The sequence below is a fragment of the Pseudonocardia ammonioxydans genome (genome assembly GCF_900115005.1).
In the GTDB taxonomy this organism is placed as follows: Bacteria; Actinomycetota; Actinomycetes; order Mycobacteriales; family Pseudonocardiaceae; genus Pseudonocardia; species Pseudonocardia ammonioxydans.
Genome location: NZ_FOUY01000028.1, coordinates 1 through 16,967 on the forward strand (window position 1 = coordinate 1; position 16,967 = coordinate 16,967).

Sequence of the window (16,967 nt, forward strand, 5' to 3'; positions counted from 1 at the left end):
CAGGCGTCGGTGAGTTCCTCGTCGCCGAGGTAGTCGGCGAACACCCACGCCTTCGCGCGGTCGATCTGTCCGGCCGCGAGCGCGGCGTGCACCGCCGGAAGCCGCCACACCAGTGTCTCGGCCAGGTTGTGGTCGCGGGCGGCGGCGTTCTCGGTCACCGTCAACGCGGTCGCGATCTCGAGCACACACCCCGGGTCGGGCTGGTCGGCCCGGGCGAGGGTGTGCGGGTCGGCGGCGGTGTCGCGGCGCCCCAGTTCGGCCAGCACCCGCAGTTCCTCGGCCTCGACGTGGGATCGCAGCCGCCGCCACGCGCGCAGCAGCACCACGGTGGCGTGGTTGCTGACCTGGGTGGTGTCGAGGTCGGCCAGCAGGGCGCACAGTTGCGGGCCCGGCGGGTGTTCCGCCAGGCCTGCGGGGAGTGCCACCGGCTGCTGCATGTTCTCGATTCTACCGGCGGGGACCGACGGTTTCCGCAGCACAGGGATGATTCATCGAAGATGTGTTCGAGCGGTCGGTGAGGCGCGACGAGTGGTCGTGTTATGTCTCAGGACATCGGTGACGCTTCTGTATCAGGAGATCGGTGACACTTCTGGTGTTCTTGGTGGTGACACTTCCGCCGCGAGGATGCCGCGGTGGTTGCCCATGAACCCATCGATCCCCTTGTGCGCCTTGCGATCTCGCAGTGGCCTGACGACGCGCCGCGGGGGGCGGTTTCGACGTTCTGTATCGAGCACGGCATCTCGCGTAAGTCGTGCTACGAACTGCGCAGGCGCGCTCGAGCTGAGGGGCCGGCGGCAGTGCTCGAGCCCAGGTCCAGACGGCCGAGGTCGAGCCCGTCGATGCTGACCGAGCAGGTCAAGGCCCAGGCCGTTCAGGTGCGAGCCGCACTTGAGGCGTCCGGACTGGACCACGGCCCGATCAGCGCCGCGTGGGAGGCGACTCCCAAGGCCACCCCACCCGAAACCGGACCGGCCCGTCTACCGGCCGCCGGCCCCCGCCGTCCGGCCCCGACCGAAGCCGCCCGCAGACCTGCCCGCCAACACGCGCGTCAGGACGGTGAGTACCGCCGGCACCATCCACGTCGACAAGGTGTCGTACAAGATCGATGTCGACCACGCGTTCCAGCAGGTCCCCATCGTCAGCGACGGCGCCCAGGCCGGAGACACGATCATCGTCACCGACCTCGACGGCGAGATCCTCGCCGAGCACGCCAGACCCGCGCCCGGCATCCGCTACGTCGGCAACGGCCGACCCCGCGGAAGACGATCGAAGCGCTCCGGAGCGTCACCGCAGTCCTGACACATCAACTGTCACCGATGTCCTGATGCGGAACTGTCACCCATGTCCTGAGACATCACACGACGAGTGGTCGAGGAGACCGCCTGCCTCGACGCCGGTCGGTGGAACGCTCGTCAGGAAATGGGCGCCCGGGACTCCTGACCGCGCCGGGCGCTCTCGATGGCATCGACTGCGCTCGTAGCCCAGCCCGACAGCAGCAATCCCGACAGAAGCAATCCCGACTCTCACAGATGAGTTCCCGGCCGTCGGAACGTCCTTCGATCGACGCCTCCGTTCCCGACGACCGCAGGAGCCCTCATGTCACGCCTCCGCATCCACAACTTCGCGATCTCGCTCGACGGCTTCGGCACCGGTGAGGGCCAGAGCCACGACGCACACTTCGGCCACGCCGGGAAGAAGCTGCACGAGTGGATGTTCGCCACCCCCTGGTGGCAATCCGGTGGCAGCGGCGGGGTAGACGACGCCTTCGTCCGGCAGCACGAGACGGAGATCGGTGCCGAGATCATGGGAGCCGGGAAGTTCGGTCATCCCGGATGGCACGAGGACCCGGCCTGGAGCGGCGCCTGGGGCCCCAACCCGCCGTTCCACACACCGGTCTTCGTACTCACCCGCCACACCCGTCGTCCGATCGAGCTGGAGGGCGGGACGACGTTCCACTTCCTCGACGCACCACCGGCCGAGGCACTCGAGGCGGCCCGCCGGGCCGCGGACGGCAGGGACGTCCGGCTCGGCGGAGGCCCCACGGTGATCCGCGACTTCCTCGCCGCGGGGCTCGTCGACCACATGCACGTCGTGGTCGTCCCGATCCTGCTCGGCCGCGGCGTACGGCTCTGGGACGGGCTGGAGGGCCTCGAGCAGGACTACGTCGTCGAGTCCACGTCCTCCCCCAGCGGCGTCACGCACGTGACGTTCACCCGGGCCGGCAGCTGAACGGACTCACGGGGCGGGCGCCCCGCTCCGAACGCGGCGCCGCGACAGGCCCGACGCCACGCCGATGGCCGGCACCACGACCGCGGCGATGACCAGCAGCGCGTCGGAGTACATCGTCGCCTCCCCGATGTCGTGCCACGGGTTCCACCCCACGGCCGCCGTATCGGCACGGGCCGACAGCACCGCACCGATCACCGCCGCGCCCGTGCCACCACCGAGGAAGAACGCGCCCTGGTAGATGCCCAGCCCGACCCCCGCGTCGCGCTCACCGACCACGGCCGAGACCTCGTTGATCAGTGGCGCGGTGATCATGGCCAGTGCCAGCCCCAGCAGGAACGTGACGGCGCCGATCACGATCGCCGACCCGCCCGCGACCGTCGACAGCACGACCACCGTGACGAGCAGCACCGACAACCCGCCCACGACGGGCAGCCGCGTCCCGATGCGGTCGGAGAGCCGTCCGAACAACGCGGAGAGCAGGGCCACGGCGACCGCACCGGGCATCAGGACCAGCCCCACCCGGGCCGGGTCGAGCCCGTTCACGGTCCCGACCAGCTGCGGGATGAGCAGGACGACGCCCAGGTAGCAGAACAGCGTCAGGAAGCCGACGACAGCCGTCGTGACGAACCGCCGGTTCCGGAACAGTGACGGCGGCGCGAACGGCACCCGGGCCGTCCGGATCCGTACCGTGAAGCCCACGGCGAACGCTGCTGCGAGCAGGCAGCTCCCCCACGGTGCCGGGCTCCCGAACCCGGCCCGCTCGCCCTGGGTCACCCCGAACAGGGCCAACGCCGCCGCGGCGCCCAGGAGCACCCCACCGGGCAGGTCGAGATCGCGCCAACCACCGTGGACCGCGGCGTCGCGACCGGGCAGCATCCGCGCGGCGAGCACCAGGATCGGGACGGTCAGGAGCGCAGCCCCCAGGAACGGGGCGGGCCAGCCGGCGAGGAACGCCACGAGCCCGCCGAGGACCGGGCCCAGCGCCTGCCCGACGCCGACACCGGTGCCGATCAGGCCGAAGGCCAGGCCGCGGCGCCCCGGCGGGAGCACCCGGGCCACGGTGACCGAGGCCAGCGCGGGCACGGCCGAGCCGCCGATGCCCTGCAGCACCCGGGCGACGAGCAACATCGGCAGCCCGCCGGACAGCGCGGCCAGAGCCGACCCGGCGGCGAACACCGCGAGACCGGCACAGAACACCCAGCGGATGCCGAACACGTCCGAGACCCGCCCGTAGAGGGGCGTGCCGACCGCGAACGCCAGCGAGAAGCCGGTCACCACCCAGCTCGCGGCGGCGGCCGAGGCGGCGAAGTCCCGCTGGATGTCCGGCAGCAGCACGATGACCATGCTGTTGTTGATCACCGTGACGGTCACCGCGGTGACCAGTACGGCGAGGAGCACCCCGACCCGGGCCGTCGCCGGCGCCTCCGGGGGCGGTTCGTGGTCACCGTGCACGCTCATGCTCCCCCTCGTCTCCGGGAGCAGAGTGCCCCTCGAGCCGCCACTCTGCGAGCTCGAGCCGACTTCAGGTCAAGGACGACCCGGGCCGGTCTGCGGCCGAACCGCCGCCGACCGGCTCCGGCTCCGGCTCCTCGGACGAGGTCTCCGCGCCGTCCCGGTCGAGCAGCCCTTCCTGCCGGGCGACGAGCACGGGCACGGTGATCTGCCCGCCCACGTTGGTGGCGGTCCGCATCATGTCCATGATCGGGTCGATACCGATGATCAGCGCGATCCCGGCGGCGATCGCCTCCGGCGGCAGCCCGACGGCGGCCAGGGTCAGTGTCAGCATGGTGAACCAGCCGGTCGTCCCGGCCGTGGCGAGCGCCCCGAACACCGCGACCGCGACGATCACCAGGTACTGCCACACCGCCAGCGGTGTGCCCGAGACGTGCGCGATGAAGATCGTGGCCAGGGCCGGGTAGACGGCTGCGCACCCGTCCATCTTGGTCGTCGTGGCCAGCGGCACGGCGAAACCGGCGTAGTTCCGGTCCACGCCCAGGTCGATCGTGGCCTGCCGGGACAGCGGCAGCGCCGCCCCCGAGGAGCGGGACACGAACGCGAACTGCAGAACCGGCCAGGTCACCGAGAAGAACCGCCGCGGCCCGATGCCGGCCACGACGCGCAACAGCAGCGGGTAGACACCGAACAGGACGATGGCGCAGCCGAGGTAGACGGTGACGAGCAGGCCGAGCAGCGAGCCGACGAAGTCGCTGCCGTAGGTGGCGAACGCGTTGCCGATCAGGCCGAGCACGCCGATCGGGGCGAGCAGCACGATCCAACCGATGATCTTCAGGACGATCTCGAAGGCGGACCGGGAGAACGCGACGAACGGCTCGGCCTTCTCCCGCAGCGCGTACGCGGCGGCGCCGATCAGCAACGCCGACACCACCACCGGGAGCACCTCGTTCCCGGCGAACGCGGCGATCGGGTTGTCCGGGATCAGCCCGGACAGCAGTGCCTGCCACGAGCCGGGCGTGCGCTCGCCGACCTCGGCGAGGTCGTCCGGGTCGGCGGTCAGCGTGACGCCCGCACCCGGCTGCCCGACCAGCCCGATTGCCAGTCCGATCAGGACGGCGATCAACGACGTCCCGGCGAACCAGGCGACGGTCCGGCCGCCGAGCCGGGCGGCGGCGCGCCCGCCACCGAGGTCGTGCAGGCCGACGATCCCGACCACGATGGCCAGGAAGACCAGCGGCACGACGGTGAACTGGAGCAGCCCGGTGAACAGGCTGCCGATGGTGTCCAGTGTGGTCGCGAGCCCGTCCGAGCCGGTGATCCGGGCGGTCAGCCCGAGCAGTGCACCGAGGACGAGGCCGGTGAGGGTGAGGACGGCGAACACGCGCGGCGTGCGCCAGGCGCGCGCCGCGCGGACGAGGAGGGACACGGGAGGCTCCTTGGTCGGAGAGATGCGGTTGCCGGGGACCCGTCCCGCATCAACCCGTCACCACCCGCCGGCACAGGTCGATCACCCGGCGTCGTACCAGCAGCAGACCACTCCCCCGCACGTGTGCGTCCAACACCGGTACCGCCCGAAGTCTTCCCGGGCCTCAGGGCGTCGCGCGGGGAAAGCCCTCCAACGCCGCGATCCTGGTCAGCACGTTCAACCGGTCCGGACGGGCGACGCCGGGGTCGAGCTGCTGGTACACGTTGAGCACGTTCTGCGCGAGCCGGCCGGACTCGGGCAGGTCCGCGAACCTCCCCAGCTCGATGGTGGCGATCGCCTCGTCGACGTCGAGACCGTCGTCGTAGCGCTTGCGGGCCTCGGCCTCGACGAACACCAGGTACTCGCGCATGACGGCGACCTCGGCCTTGCCACTGACCGGGCCGTGACCGGGTACGACGGTTGTCACGTCCATGTCCAGGATCAGGTCGAGCGCCGCGACCCACCGTTCGATCGGCCCGGCCCACGCGATCGGTGTGCCACCGACGAACACGATGTCGCCGGCATAGAGCAGCCTCGCGTCCGGGACGTGCACGAGCGCGTCCCCGGGGGTGTGCGCCGGTCCGACCTGGATCAGCCGTACCTCGCGCCCACCGACGTCGACACTCTCCTCACCGGTGAATGTCCGGTCCGGGCCGGTCGCGGTGATGCCCTCCAGCTCGAAGGGCCCGAAGACGTGCCGGGCGAAGTCCCCGAGGGTCCCGGGCATGCGCTTGGTGGCGGTGACGGCGTCGGCCGCCTCCTGGGTCATCAGTTCGGCCGCCGCCTCGGAGGCCACGATCTCCACACCCCGCGCGGCGATCAGCTCGTTGCCGAACGTGTGGTCCGGATCGGAGTGGGTGTTGACGAGGGTCCGGAGTGGATGGTCGGCGACGACCGGTCCGAACCCGTCGAGCATCTCGCGGGTCAGTGCGAGATCGAACAGCGTGTCGACCAGGAGTGAGGTTCCGGACCCGGTGATCAGACCGGAGTTGCTCCAGCCCCAGCTGCCGTCCGGCTGCAGCCAGGCATGGCATCCCTGCCCGAGATCGTGGAGTCCCTTGCGGTAGTCGAGCGTGCTCACGTCGTCCCCTGTCAGGCGGTGCTCGCGGGCTCGCCGGCACGGGCGCGGAGCGGGATCGGCGGGGAGGCCGCGCGCACGGTCTGCTCGGTCGAGCCGATGCCCGACGCGTGCAGGGACACGACGTCGCCCGGCTTCAGCCAGCGGGCGTAGTCGAGGAGGTCGGGGGTGTCGACGTGTTCGAGCAGGCAACCGCCGGGCACGGTGCCCGAACCGATCACGTCGCCCGGCCGCAGCTCCGTTCCGCGGGACAGGTAGGCCAGGAGCTCACCGAACGTCCAGTCCATCCGGTCGAGGGTGCCGCGCGCGATCTCGGTCCCGTTGACGTCGGCGGACAGCTCCAGATCCAGCCGCCCGTCCCGCCGGTAGGGCTCGAGCTCGTCGACCGTGACCAGCGCGGGGCCGAGCGTGATTGCGCCGTCCTTGCTCTTGCCCATGCCAATGCCCTGCGCCATGTCGAGCTGCTGCAGGTCCCGTGCGCTCCAGTCGTTGTAGAGCGTGTAGCCGACGATGTGGGACTCGGCCCGGTCGGGATGCAGGTCCCGTCCGGGCCACCCGACCACGGCGCCGAGCTCGAGCTCCAGGTCGAACGCCGTGGAACCGGGCGAGATCGCGACGTCGTCGTACGGCCCCACGATCGCGGCCGGGCTGGCGAAGTAGAAGGCGGGGGCCTGGGACCAGACCGCAGGAAGTTCGCCCGGCGTCCCCATCGCGCGCCGGCAGCCACGCAGGTGGTCGAGGAAGCACAGGCCGTCGCGGACCGACGGTGGACGCGGGACCGGGGCGAGCAGGCGCACCTCCGAGATCGGCCGGACCTCGGCCGGTTCCCGCCGGGCGGACTCCCCGGCCTCGGTCAGCCCGCCGCTCTCCAGCAGGGACAGGACCGTCACCGCGGGTGGGAGTCCGCGTACGTGCTCACCGTCGAGCACACCGGCCCGCGGCCCGGCGCCGGCGTCATAGGTCACCCATTTCATCCAGGACTCCTGTCTCTCGCTCCGACCGGCCGCGTCCGGAGCAGGTGCAGATGCGTGAGCCAGGGAATCTTTCTGGCCCTTCCGGTGTCCAGCCGTTTGACCGCTTGAAGTCCCGCCCGAGTGCCTCCCGTCCGCCTCTCTCAGCGCGGGGGCGACACCTCGGTGGCCGCCGCGCCCTGTTCCCCGGCCGGCTCCACCCCGGCGGAGGCGAGATCGATCCCCTTCGTCTCCGGCAACAGGTACACCGTCACCCCGGACAGGAGCAGCAGCACGACGGCGTAGCCCAGGAACAGCCCCGGCCGGCCCATCTCGGCGAACAGCGTCTGCAGGTAGGGCGCGGTCCCGCCGAACAGGGCGACCGAGATCGAGTACGGCACGCCGAGCCCGGCGGCGCGGATCCCGGTCGGGAACATCTCGGCGTAGAGCGCGGGCGCGATCGCGCAGGCGGCGCCGACGAGCGCGAGCGCGAGGGTCATCGCGAGGAACAGCGACCAGCCGTCGTGGATCATCGCGTCCAGCGGGAACAGCAGCACGACCAGCAGCGCGCCCGGGACCAGCAACGTCCGGCGACGGCCGAACCGGTCGGAGGCCGCGCCCCACGCCGGAAGGATCACCATGAAGATCGCCAGCGCGCCGGCACCCGCCCAGAGTGCTGCCGCCGGGGCGACCCCGCGGGAGTTGATGGCATATGCCGGGGCGGCGACCGACCAGACGTAGTAGACGACGGTCATGCCGCTGGTCAGGAACACCACGCGGGCCAGGGCCTTCGGCCGGGCCAGCACCTGGCGCAGCAGCGACGGCGCCGGGCCGGTGCCGGTGGCCGTGCGGGTGGCCTCGTCGTCGGTGTAGGTGTCGGACTCGCGCATCCGCAGCCGCATGACCAGGGCGTACAGCCCGAACAGGCCCCCGAGCACGAACGGGACCCGCCAGCCGAAGGACGCCATCTGCTCGGCCGTCAGCACGCTGCTGAGCACCGCACCGAGCACGGTTCCGGCCAGGATCCCGGCGGTCCCGGAGAAGTAGATCAGGCTCGACCACAGGCCCCGGCGCTGCCGCGGCGCCATCTCGGCCAGGTAGGTCTGGGCGGCCGGGAGCTCGCCACCGTGGGCCAGTCCCTGGGCGAGCCGGGCGAGCACCAGGATCAGCGGCGCAGCGATCCCGATCACGGCGTGTGTCGGCGTCAGCCCGATGACCAGGCTGCCGACCGCGGCCGTCGCCACGCACAGTGCCATCGAGAGCTTCCGGCCGCGCCGGTCGGCGATCCAGCCGAAGACCAGACCGCCGAACGGCCGCGCCACGAAACCGACGGCGAACACGGCGAGCGCGCTCAGCAGGGCGGTGCCCGCGTCGTCACCGGCGAAGAACTGCGGCGCGAAGAACGCCGAGAACGTCGCGTAGACGTTCCAGTCGAACCACTCCATCGCGTTGCCGGTGCCGATCCCGAGGATCGTCCGGCGCTTCTCGGTACGGGCGTCGGCCCGCTCGGTGCTGCTCATGCGACCACCCCCGCCGGGGCGAGCCGGGTGGTGGCCAGCGATGCGTGCACGGCGGCCGCGTCGCCGAGCACTCCGTCGTCGAAGCGGGCCAGCGGCGAGTGGTTCATCGGCGCTCCGTGCGGGTCGGTGCCCGCCGGGCAGGCACCCATGCCGAGGAACGCGCCGGGGATCGCGTCGAGCACCCGGGAGAAGTCCTCCGAGCCGCTGATCGGGTCGGGTGCGAGGGCGAAACGGTCCTCGCCGAGGAGCTCGGCGCAGACGCCGGCGGCGAACCCGGCCTCGTCGGCGTCGTTGACCGTGCGCGGGTACTCGTCGCGCCACTCGACCTCGGCGCGGACGCCGTGCGCGGCGGCAACGCCCGTGCACACCTCCCGGACCAGGGCCGGGAGCTGCTCGGCGTGCGTGTCGGAGAAGCTCCGCACGGTCGCGGAGAACCGCGCCGTGTCCGGGATGACGTTGCGCCGGGACCCGGCCCGCACGACGCCGACGGTCAGCACGACCGGGTCGAACATGTCGAACCGGCGGGTCACCATCGTCTGCAGCGAGGTGATCATCTCCGCGGCCGCGGAGATCGGGTCGCGGGCGGTGTGCGGGTTGGAGCCGTGCCCGCCCGCACCGTGCACGGTGACGTCGAGTGCGTGCGAGGCGGACAGGAACACCCCGGGACGGGTGGTGACGACGCCGGTCGGCATCCGATTCGCGAACACGTGCAGCCCGTAGGCGTGGTCGGTCCGCCGCCCGGCTGCGGTCAGCACCCCCTCGTCGATCATCGCGCCCGCGCCGTCCCACCCCTCCTCGCCGGGCTGGAACATGAACACGACGTCCCCGGCGAGGTGGTCGCGGTGGGCCGAGAGCAGCTGCGCGGCACCGACCAGGGCCGCGGTGTGCAGGTCGTGGCCGCAGGCGTGCATCGTGCCGGTCTCGGCGGCGAAGCTCTCGCCGCTGTTCTCGGCGACCGGCAGCCCGTCCATGTCCCCGCGCAGGAGCACGACCGGACCGTCCCCGTCGCGGGCCGCGCCGCCGCGCAGCACCGCCGTCACCGACGTCGTCGCGGTGCCCTCGTGCACCTCCAGCGGCAGCCCCTGCAGGGCCGCGAGCACCCGGTCCCGGGTACGCGGGAGCTCCAGTCCCACCTCGGGTTCGCGGTGCAGGGCCCGTCGCAGGTCCACCAGATCCGGATGGAGCGCGCGGGCGTCGTCCCGAAGATCCATGCGATCCCCTCGTCTCGTCCCGGCGGGCCACGGTGCCCGCCGTGCGGCGCCGGTGAGTCTGCGCATGCGATCGTTGTCCGGACCGGAATCGACGGATCCGATCCGGGAACGGCGGGTCATGGACCAAAACGTGCAGCACACCCTCTCCGAGGAGGACTTCGCGCTCGCGCACGCCCTCCAGCTGTATCCGCGCGTGAGCTGGAGCCGGCTGGCCCCGGTGCTCGACGCGGCGCCGGTCACGCTCGCCCGGCGCTGGGAGCGGCTGCGCGCGTCCGGGCACGTCTGGGTCAACAGCTATCCGGTGGTGCGGGGTAGCGCGATGCAGGTCGCGCTGGTCGAGGTCGACTGCGCGCCCGGGCGGCTCGACGAGGTGGCCACCACACTGGAGTCGATACCCGCGGTGATGTCGATCGAGTACGCCGCCCGCGGCCGCGACCTGCTGCTGACGGTGAACGCGCCGTCGTTCACCGAGCTGTCCGCGCTCGTCCTGGACCGGCTCGGGCAGACCCCGGGCGTCGTCTCGACCCGTACCCACCTCGCGGCCGCCGTACACGTGGAGGGCAGCCGGTGGCGCCTCGACGCGCTCGACGGCGACCAGATCGAGGCGGTCCGGGCGCTGCGCCGCGACGACGCCGGCCCCGCCGCCGACCCGGTGGACCTGCGCAGCACGGCGTACGGCCCCATCGTGCGCGAGCTCGGTACCGACGGCCGCGCCGGGGCGGCAGAGATCGCCGCGCGGATCGGGCGCCCGGCCTCGACCGTGCGACGCCAGCTCGCAACGCTGGTCCGCTCCCGGTCGCTGGTCTTCCGCTGCGAGATCGCGCAGCTGCTCACCCGGTGGCCGATCAGCGTGGCCTGGTGGATCCGGCTGCCCACCGCCGACATCGGCGAGGCCGTGCGCCGGGTCGGCGCCGACCCCCGGGTGCGACTGTGCCTCTCGCTGACCGGCCCGGCGAACTTCCTGGTCAACGCCTGGACGCATGCACTGCCGGAGCTCGTCGGGATGCAGTCGGACATTGAGCGCGCCCTGCCGGCCGCCGAGATCGTCGACACCTCGGTGACCCTGCGGACCCGCAAGCGGATGGGGTGGCTGCTGCATCCCGACGGCCGGTGCACCGGCCGTAACGTGCCGCTGCTCGACGCGTGACCCCGGCCGGCGCAGCGCCACCCGGCTCGGCACGACCCTTCGAAAGGCGACGGACCGATCCTCTTCGGTAGGGGAACACAGCCGTGCCGACCAAGGACGCGATGCCTTCCCTGTCACTCGAGAGCTACTCAGATCTGTTGCACGACAGGGATTGTCCACACCGCGGGGTGGTCGGCTCCGGTGCTTTCCGCACACGCCGGGCAGCGTTCAAGTCGGTGGAGGCCCCGCGACCACGGTGATAGACCCGGCCGACCGAGCCGACACGAGGGGGACGAACGTGGCCCGACGCGGCACGAGGATCATCGGTGGACTGGTGGCAGCCGGCGCGGCCGTGATGGCCGCCGCGGTGACCGGTACCGGTCCGGCCGCAGCCGCCGCGGCTCCGATCGCCGGGCAACCGGTCGTCCTGGTACACGGCTGGGGCGGCTCGACCGACGACGTCGCGGTCCTGGCCGACCGGCTGCGGGCAGAAGGACATCCGGCCTACCCGGTCGTCCTGCCCGGGCAGGAGAACGTCGCGAACGCCGAGGCCATCGCGACGACCGTGGAGCGGGCCCGCTCCGAGCACGTCGGTGCGCAGGTCGGGATCATCGGGCACAGCATGGGCGGGCTCTCCGCCCGCTACTATCTGCAGGAGCTCGGCGGCGCCGAGCACGTCGGGCAGTACGTGTCGATGGGGACCGCACATCTCGGTTACCAGCCCGCGTGCAACCTCCCGCCCGATCTCGGCGGGCAGATGTGCCCGGACAGCGCGTTCATGGCCGAGCTCGGCGAGGGCGACCCGACCCCGGGCGACGTCCATTACACGACGCTGACCAGCTCGCTCGACGACACCCGGGACCAGCGGCTCGACGGCGCGCAGTGCCACACCGAGATCCCCGGCGTCCCGCACGACGAGGAACCCCGCAACGACGCGTTCGTCGACGCCGCGCTCACCTCGCTCACCGGGGCCTGCCCGTGAGCGGCGTGAACCGGCGGGCGAACGGCCCGGAGAACGGAGCCCCCGCATGTCCTTCGTCATGAGCCCGGAGGAGCGCGCGGCGTTCCTCTCCGAGGTGCACGTCGGCGTACTCGCCGTGGAGCGCGCCGGACGCGCTCCGCTCGCGGTTCCGATCTGGTACGGCTACCGGCACGACGAGATCCGGATCTGGATGGAACGCGACTCGGTCAAGGACAGGGCGATCCGTGCCGCCGGACGCTTCAGCTTCACCGTGCAGACCGAGACGCCCCCGTACCGGTACGTGACCGCCGAAGGCCCGGTCGTCGCGGCCGACGGTCCGCCCAGCCGCGAGGAGGCCGAGTCCATCGCGGGCCGCTACCTACCGGCGTCCCAGGTGGCGTCGTACGTGGATACGGCACTGCACGACCGGACGGTCCTGGTCCGGATGCGACCCGCCCGCTGGCTCAGCAACGACCACGGCAAAGGGTGACCGTCAGCCGGCGACCGGGACCGCTGCGCCGAAGGCCCCGGTACGGGCTCGCCCGGTCCGGACGAGGTCCGCGACGATCTCCCCCACCGCGGGCGCGTACTTGAACCCCTGTCCGGAGAAGCCGCCGACGGCGACGACGCGCGGCGCGGCAGCGGTCAGCGTGACGATCCCGCGCCGGCCGGGCGCATATCCCTCCACATAGGATTCGATGCGGTCCGGACGGGACCGCAGCCCGCGGACCCGCCGGGCGACCCCGGGCACCCACGGCCGCGCGTACCCCGGTTCGACGAACGGGTGGTGGTCGTCCACGCCCGCGGTGCCGGGTTGCGGCCGCTGCGCGTTGATCTTGACGGTGGCGCCGTCCACGGTCGGGAAGAAGCTGAAGACCGGCCCGCCGGTGACCACGCCCGGCGGAAACCCCGTTGGCCGGAACCGCTCCGGTTCGTCCACCGCGAACCAGCTGAGCACCACCCGGCGCTGCTCGATCCCGGACGCGTCCGGTAGCAGCGTGGCGCGATGACCGGTGGCGAGGACGACGGCGTCGGCGACGATCTCACCGTCCCCGGTCCGCAACACCAGGCGCCCGCGCCGGTGGACGACGCCGAGCACGGTGACGCCCTGACGTACCTGTGCCCCCGCGTCCCGGGCGGCGCCGGCCAGCGCCCGGGTCGCCCGGGCCGCGTCGAGCAGCCCGCCCCGCGGGTCGAACACCGCCCGGTCGTCGGGGCGGACACGCAGGCCGGGCCAGCGCTCGGCCGCGGCGTCCGGCCCGAGGACCTCGGTCCGGCCCGGGACCGCGGCACCGTCCAGTCGCGCGTCCCCCGCCGGTCCGAGGGTCAGTGCGCCGCACGGGGTGAACGCACCGGCGTCGGCGTCGGTCCAGAGCTCGCGGCTGCGGTCGAGCAGCCTGTGGTACTCCGGGCCGTCACCGACGGCGGTCCGGAAGATCCGCGTCTCGCCACCGCCGGACGCACCGTCGGGGTGCCCGACCCGGCCGGCCTCCAGCCCGACGCAGTCCACCCCGGCCCGCGCCAGCGCCAGCAACGCGGCCCCGCCGAGCACCCCGAGCCCGACGACGGCGCACCGGACCCGCTCGGTGGACGTCGCTGGGCCGGGGATCATGCCACCGACCGGACCCGGGCATCGGCCGGCAGCGGCACCCGTGCCGGGTCCCGGGGCAGCTTCCCGGTCCACACCAGACACAGCACCGGCGGTGCCCCGACGGCTCGCAGGGCCGCGGCCAGGTTCGACACGTCCTCGGGCCGGGTGCCCGCCGTCTGGACGGCGAGCACGGTCGGGCCGCCGTCGCGCAGCGCGCACAGGTCCTCGTGCAGTACCCGGGGCGTCCGCAGCGCACGGATCACGGGGACACCGTCCTCCGGCACGACCGGTTCCGCGCCCGGGGTGAGGTCGACGTAGGCACGCTCGTCCCCGGTCAGCGTGGCCGCCTTGACCAGCTCCCCGGCGACGTCGCAGGCCGGTTCCCCGGTGAGCTGCACGACGGTCACCACCTCGATCCCCCGCAGCGTCGCCCGGTAGGCGTCGGCGAGCACCGGCACCGCGTCGGGGGCGTGACCGGGGGCGAGGACCGGCACGTCCAGCTCCTCGCGCAGCGCGCCGACCGGGTCGGCCTCGGGCAGCAGCCCGCGGGCCCGGCGCCTCGCCGGGACACCGACACCGACCACCAGCAGGACGGCGAGCGCACCCAGCACCGCGGCGCCGGTGGCCCACACCGCGGTCGGCACCTCGGGGGTGACGACCGGTTCCGGCCCGGGCACGACGACGGTGGCCTGGCCGGTGCGTTCGGCCAGCGTCCGGCCGAGCTGCTCGGTGACCGGATCGGCGCCGGTCGTGTCCGAGCGGGTGCCGGACGCACCGTCGGCGAGCGTGCTGCGGTCCAGCTCGGCCCGCAGCGGGTCGGTCCCGGCAGCAGTGACCGCGGCGTCGAGGGCGGCGATGCGTTCACGCAGCGCGGCGACGGCGTCGGTGGCCACCGCCGTGGCGGACGCCGCATCGGCCCCGCTGACCTGCACCTCGACCGCACCGGGCGCGGGCGAGCCGACCGCCACCCGGGACGAGATCTCCGCCGGCGTGCTCCCGGACAGTGCAGCGGTGCGCTCGGTGAACGCCGTCGTGGACGCCGCGGCGAGCGCGCGCGCCGTGGCGGGCGCGGGGTCGGCGGTGCCGACCGAGGCGACCTGGAGCGAGGTGGTCGCGACGACCCCCGGCGGGAACAGCAGCGCGAGACCGGTGGCGACGCCGGCGGCGAGCAGTGCGAGCAGGAGCGTCGGACGACGGCGGCGCCGGAACGCCGCCCGGACCTCGCGCCACGGGCCGTTGCGGGCCGGGCGCGGTGCACGCCGGGTGATCGGAATTGGTGCCGCGGCGTGCGCGGCACCGACGGTTCCCGCCGGGACCGGGAAGGGCGTTCCGCGGAACGCGGAGCCGTCGATGCCGGACGGTGCGCGGGCCGGCGCGACACCGACGGCGCTCGCCGCTCGGGCCTGCTGCGGGCCCGGGACCCGGGTTCCCCGCGCGACGGCCGGATCGGACGCGGTGTGCGCCGGTGTCGCGGTGGCCGGCACGTCGCCGCGGGGCGCCGCAGCACCGTGCGGCCCGGCGTCGTTGCGGCCCGACGGCGTGGGGACCCGCGGTGCGCGCGCCCGTCCGTCACCGGCCGGGGTGCCGTTCCGCTCCGGCGGTGGGGTGTCCGCCCGCTCGGGCGGTGGGGTGTCCGCCCGCTCGGCCGCCGGACGGGTACCGGCCGGTCGTGGTGTCGCCGGACGCGGCGGGGTCGGCGATCGGGACGGGGTCGGCGATCGTGGCGAGGTGGAGCCACTCGGGTGAGGCGGGCTCTCGTGCGTCGACCGCTCGCGCCCGGAGCGCTCCGTGCCCGTCGATTCCGCCGATTCCGCAGCTGCACGCCCGTGGCCCGGCTGCTCCGCGTCCACCGGGACGCCGACCCGGTGGCCGCGGGGCGGGCGGTCCGTGTCGGCCGGTGCGCCGGGCGGACGCGGGGGCCGCGGCACCATCGGCACCGGCCGGGCACGCGGCGCCCGTGCCGAGGTCCCGTCCCCGCCGGGCGGCGGGCCCGTGTCCGGAGGCGAGGTCCGGGCCGCGCCGTTCCCCGACGTGGACGGCCGTCGCGGCGGTGCCGGGATCCGTGGCGCCGGGCGGCGTGGCCGGGCCGCGCCGTCGTTCTCCGCGCCCGTGGCGGGCGCGGTACCCCCGGCCGGGCCGGCCCGGTCCGGCTCGGCGCCGGGAGACGACGGGCGCGGGAACGGGCTCGGCCGCGGGTGGTCCCGCGACACGGGCGGCGGCTCGGCCCCGGGGGCGCCGGCACCCGGCTCCCCGGCATCCGATGCCTCCCGCGCCGGCGGGCGTGGCGGCACCAGCGGGGCCCGGACGACCCGCCCCATCAGAGACTCCGCGCCGGCAACGGACCCTCGACCACCGGGATGTCGAGCGCGGGCAGCGGCTCCGCCGAGCGCGGGTCGGGCACGCCGTTCCCCGCTCCGGCCGCGACCGCGTCACCGAAGTGCTCGCGCAGCCAGGACGGCCGGTACACGGTGTCCACGTATCGTTCCCCCAGGTCCGGGGCCAGGGCGACGGCGGTCGTCGTCTCGTCCCCGTGCCGCCCGAGCCAGGCCAGCGCCCCCGCCACGACGGTCCCGGTGGACCCGCCGAACAGGAACCCGCGCCGCGCCAGCAGGTGGCAGATCTCGAGGGTGTCCGGCTCCGCGACGTGCACGACGTCGTCCACGTAGGACTCGTCCAGGAGGGCCGGACGGACGCTGGTGCCCAGGCCGGGGATCATCCGCGGTGTCGGACGCTGTCCGAAGGTGACCGAGCCGACCGAGTCCACCGCCACCACCCGCACCCGTCGCGGGCGGGCGTGGAAGTAGCGGGCGCAGCCCATCAGCGTCCCGGTCGTCCCGGCGCCGACGAACAGCACGTCGAGCTGTGGGAACGCCGCCTCGATCTCCGGGCCGGTGCTGGTCACGTGCGCGCCCCAGTTGTCCGGGTTCGCGTACTGGTTGAGCCAGACGTAACGCTCGTCGGACTCGACCAGCGACTCGACCAGGGCGATCCGGGTGGCGAGGTAGCCGCCGGCCGCGTCGGGGACGTCGACCACGCGGACCTCGGCCCCCAGCGCCTCCATCATGCGGTGGGTCGTGGGGTTGCACCGCGGGTCGGTGACGCACACGAACCGGTAGCCCCGGCTCGCGGCGATCACGGCGAGGGCGACACCGAGGTTCCCGGACGACGACTCGACCAGCACCGATCCGGGGCGCAGCCGGCCGGAGCGCTCGGCCTCGGCGACCATGCCGAGCGCGGCCTTGAGCTTGACCGAGCCGGCGAAGTTGAAGCCCTCGCACTTGAGGTAGAGCGACCGGTCGACGGTGCCGGCCAGGTCGACGTAGAGGTCGTCGGTGTTGAACTGTTCGGGGGTGGAGATGACGGTCATCGTTGACCTCCAGG

Annotated in this window: 15 protein-coding genes and 1 pseudogene; 6 read left to right on the forward strand and 10 right to left on the reverse strand. The window is 73.5% G+C overall.

All coding sequences use genetic code 11. The annotated features are described in order from the left end of the window. A partial coding sequence (locus tag BM093_RS23370) for a hypothetical protein (RefSeq protein ID WP_425439195.1) occupies positions 1 to 437 on the reverse strand: 437 nt, incomplete at its 3' end. A gap of 213 nt (positions 438 to 650) precedes the next feature. On the opposite strand from BM093_RS23370, the pseudogene BM093_RS37495 reads away from it, so the two are divergent. From BM093_RS37495 to BM093_RS23380, 3 genes and pseudogenes are all read left to right on the forward strand, one after another. Continuing rightward, positions 651 to 923 (forward strand): annotated as a pseudogene (locus BM093_RS37495) (helix-turn-helix domain-containing protein); the annotation flags it as partial. A 133-nt stretch (positions 924 to 1,056) separates the two neighbouring features. Beyond that, positions 1,057 to 1,299, forward strand: coding sequence for a hypothetical protein (locus BM093_RS37500; RefSeq protein WP_245773751.1), 243 nt, complete (start codon positions 1,057 to 1,059; stop codon positions 1,297 to 1,299). A gap of 297 nt (positions 1,300 to 1,596) precedes the next feature. Then, a complete protein-coding gene (locus BM093_RS23380; protein ID WP_093349328.1) occupies positions 1,597 to 2,229 on the forward strand; it encodes a dihydrofolate reductase family protein in 633 nt (210 codons plus the stop codon). Positions 2,230 to 2,235: 6 nt separating this feature from the next. On the opposite strand, the gene BM093_RS23385 is transcribed toward BM093_RS23380, so the two are convergent. The 6 genes from BM093_RS23385 to BM093_RS23410 all read right to left on the reverse strand — a co-directional run bounded on the left by BM093_RS23385 (position 2,236) and on the right by BM093_RS23410 (position 9,908). Beyond that, complete coding sequence (locus tag BM093_RS23385) at positions 2,236 to 3,687, reverse strand: MFS transporter (protein WP_093349333.1); 1,452 nt, start codon at positions 3,685 to 3,687, stop codon at positions 2,236 to 2,238. A gap of 64 nt (positions 3,688 to 3,751) precedes the next feature. Further along, positions 3,752 to 5,110, reverse strand: a complete 1,359-nt coding sequence (locus tag BM093_RS23390; RefSeq protein ID WP_093349338.1) for a dicarboxylate/amino acid:cation symporter — start codon at positions 5,108 to 5,110, stop codon at positions 3,752 to 3,754. Between the two features lie 163 nt (positions 5,111 to 5,273). Beyond that, on the reverse strand, positions 5,274 to 6,230 hold the full coding sequence (locus tag BM093_RS23395; protein WP_093349341.1) for an MBL fold metallo-hydrolase: 957 nt from the start codon (positions 6,228 to 6,230) through the stop codon (positions 5,274 to 5,276). Positions 6,231 to 6,241: 11 nt separating this feature from the next. Further along, positions 6,242 to 7,201 carry a fumarylacetoacetate hydrolase family protein gene (locus tag BM093_RS23400; RefSeq protein WP_093349347.1) on the reverse strand — a complete coding sequence of 320 codons (960 nt, stop codon included), beginning with the start codon at positions 7,199 to 7,201 and terminating at the stop codon, positions 6,242 to 6,244. A gap of 140 nt (positions 7,202 to 7,341) precedes the next feature. Then, positions 7,342 to 8,697 (reverse strand): MFS transporter, encoded by a 1,356-nt coding sequence (locus BM093_RS23405; RefSeq protein ID WP_093349351.1) that lies wholly within the window; start codon positions 8,695 to 8,697, stop codon positions 7,342 to 7,344. Beyond that, positions 8,694 to 9,908 carry a M20 metallopeptidase family protein gene (locus tag BM093_RS23410; RefSeq protein WP_093349354.1) on the reverse strand — a complete coding sequence of 405 codons (1,215 nt, stop codon included), beginning with the start codon at positions 9,906 to 9,908 and terminating at the stop codon, positions 8,694 to 8,696. Before BM093_RS23410 ends, BM093_RS23405 begins: the two co-directional genes overlap by 4 nt. Positions 9,909 to 10,038: 130 nt before the next feature. Between BM093_RS23410 and BM093_RS23415 the strand changes: the two genes are divergently transcribed. From BM093_RS23415 to BM093_RS23425, 3 genes are all read left to right on the forward strand, one after another. After that, the gene (locus BM093_RS23415; protein WP_093349359.1) at positions 10,039 to 11,055 is read left to right on the forward strand and encodes an Lrp/AsnC family transcriptional regulator; all 1,017 of its coding nucleotides are present in this window, start codon (positions 10,039 to 10,041) and stop codon (positions 11,053 to 11,055) included. Between the two features lie 313 nt (positions 11,056 to 11,368). Continuing rightward, entirely contained in the window at positions 11,369 to 12,016 is a 648-nt protein-coding gene (locus BM093_RS23420) for an esterase/lipase family protein (protein ID WP_093349364.1), read from the forward strand. A 46-nt stretch (positions 12,017 to 12,062) separates the two neighbouring features. Next, positions 12,063 to 12,485 (forward strand): pyridoxamine 5'-phosphate oxidase family protein, encoded by a 423-nt coding sequence (locus tag BM093_RS23425; protein WP_245773741.1) that lies wholly within the window; start codon positions 12,063 to 12,065, stop codon positions 12,483 to 12,485. A gap of 3 nt (positions 12,486 to 12,488) precedes the next feature. Here BM093_RS23425 and BM093_RS23430 read toward each other — a convergent pair whose 3' ends face one another. The 3 genes from BM093_RS23430 to sbnA all read right to left on the reverse strand — a co-directional run bounded on the left by BM093_RS23430 (position 12,489) and on the right by sbnA (position 16,953). Next, positions 12,489 to 13,607, reverse strand: coding sequence for an FAD-dependent oxidoreductase (locus BM093_RS23430; protein WP_093349368.1), 1,119 nt, complete (start codon positions 13,605 to 13,607; stop codon positions 12,489 to 12,491). Further along, positions 13,604 to 15,070: a hypothetical protein gene (locus tag BM093_RS35285; RefSeq protein ID WP_143105498.1), complete on the reverse strand. Its 1,467-nt coding sequence runs from the start codon at positions 15,068 to 15,070 to the stop codon at positions 13,604 to 13,606. The genes BM093_RS23430 and BM093_RS35285 overlap by 4 nt, the downstream gene beginning before the upstream one ends. Before the next feature lie 833 nt (positions 15,071 to 15,903). Then, positions 15,904 to 16,953 carry a 2,3-diaminopropionate biosynthesis protein SbnA gene (sbnA, locus tag BM093_RS23440; protein ID WP_093349378.1) on the reverse strand — a complete coding sequence of 350 codons (1,050 nt, stop codon included), beginning with the start codon at positions 16,951 to 16,953 and terminating at the stop codon, positions 15,904 to 15,906. Between the last annotated feature and the right edge of the window lie 14 nt (positions 16,954 to 16,967).

Excerpts from the sequence above, each read along its gene's own strand:
- BM093_RS23405 (WP_093349351.1), bottom strand. The coding sequence starts at position 8,697 with ATGAGCAGCACCGAGCGGGCCGACGCCCGTACCGAGAAGCGCCGGACG.
- BM093_RS23425 (WP_245773741.1), top strand. The coding sequence starts at position 12,063 with ATGTCCTTCGTCATGAGCCCGGAGGAGCGCGCGGCGTTCCTCTCCGAG.
- sbnA (WP_093349378.1), bottom strand. The coding sequence starts at position 16,953 with ATGACCGTCATCTCCACCCCCGAACAGTTCAACACCGACGACCTCTAC.
- BM093_RS23400 (WP_093349347.1), bottom strand. The coding sequence starts at position 7,201 with ATGAAATGGGTGACCTATGACGCCGGCGCCGGGCCGCGGGCCGGTGTG.
- BM093_RS23385 (WP_093349333.1), bottom strand. The coding sequence starts at position 3,687 with ATGAGCGTGCACGGTGACCACGAACCGCCCCCGGAGGCGCCGGCGACG.
- BM093_RS23380 (WP_093349328.1), top strand. The coding sequence starts at position 1,597 with ATGTCACGCCTCCGCATCCACAACTTCGCGATCTCGCTCGACGGCTTC.
- BM093_RS23430 (WP_093349368.1), bottom strand. The coding sequence starts at position 13,607 with ATGATCCCCGGCCCAGCGACGTCCACCGAGCGGGTCCGGTGCGCCGTC.
- BM093_RS23410 (WP_093349354.1), bottom strand. The coding sequence starts at position 9,908 with ATGGATCTTCGGGACGACGCCCGCGCGCTCCATCCGGATCTGGTGGAC.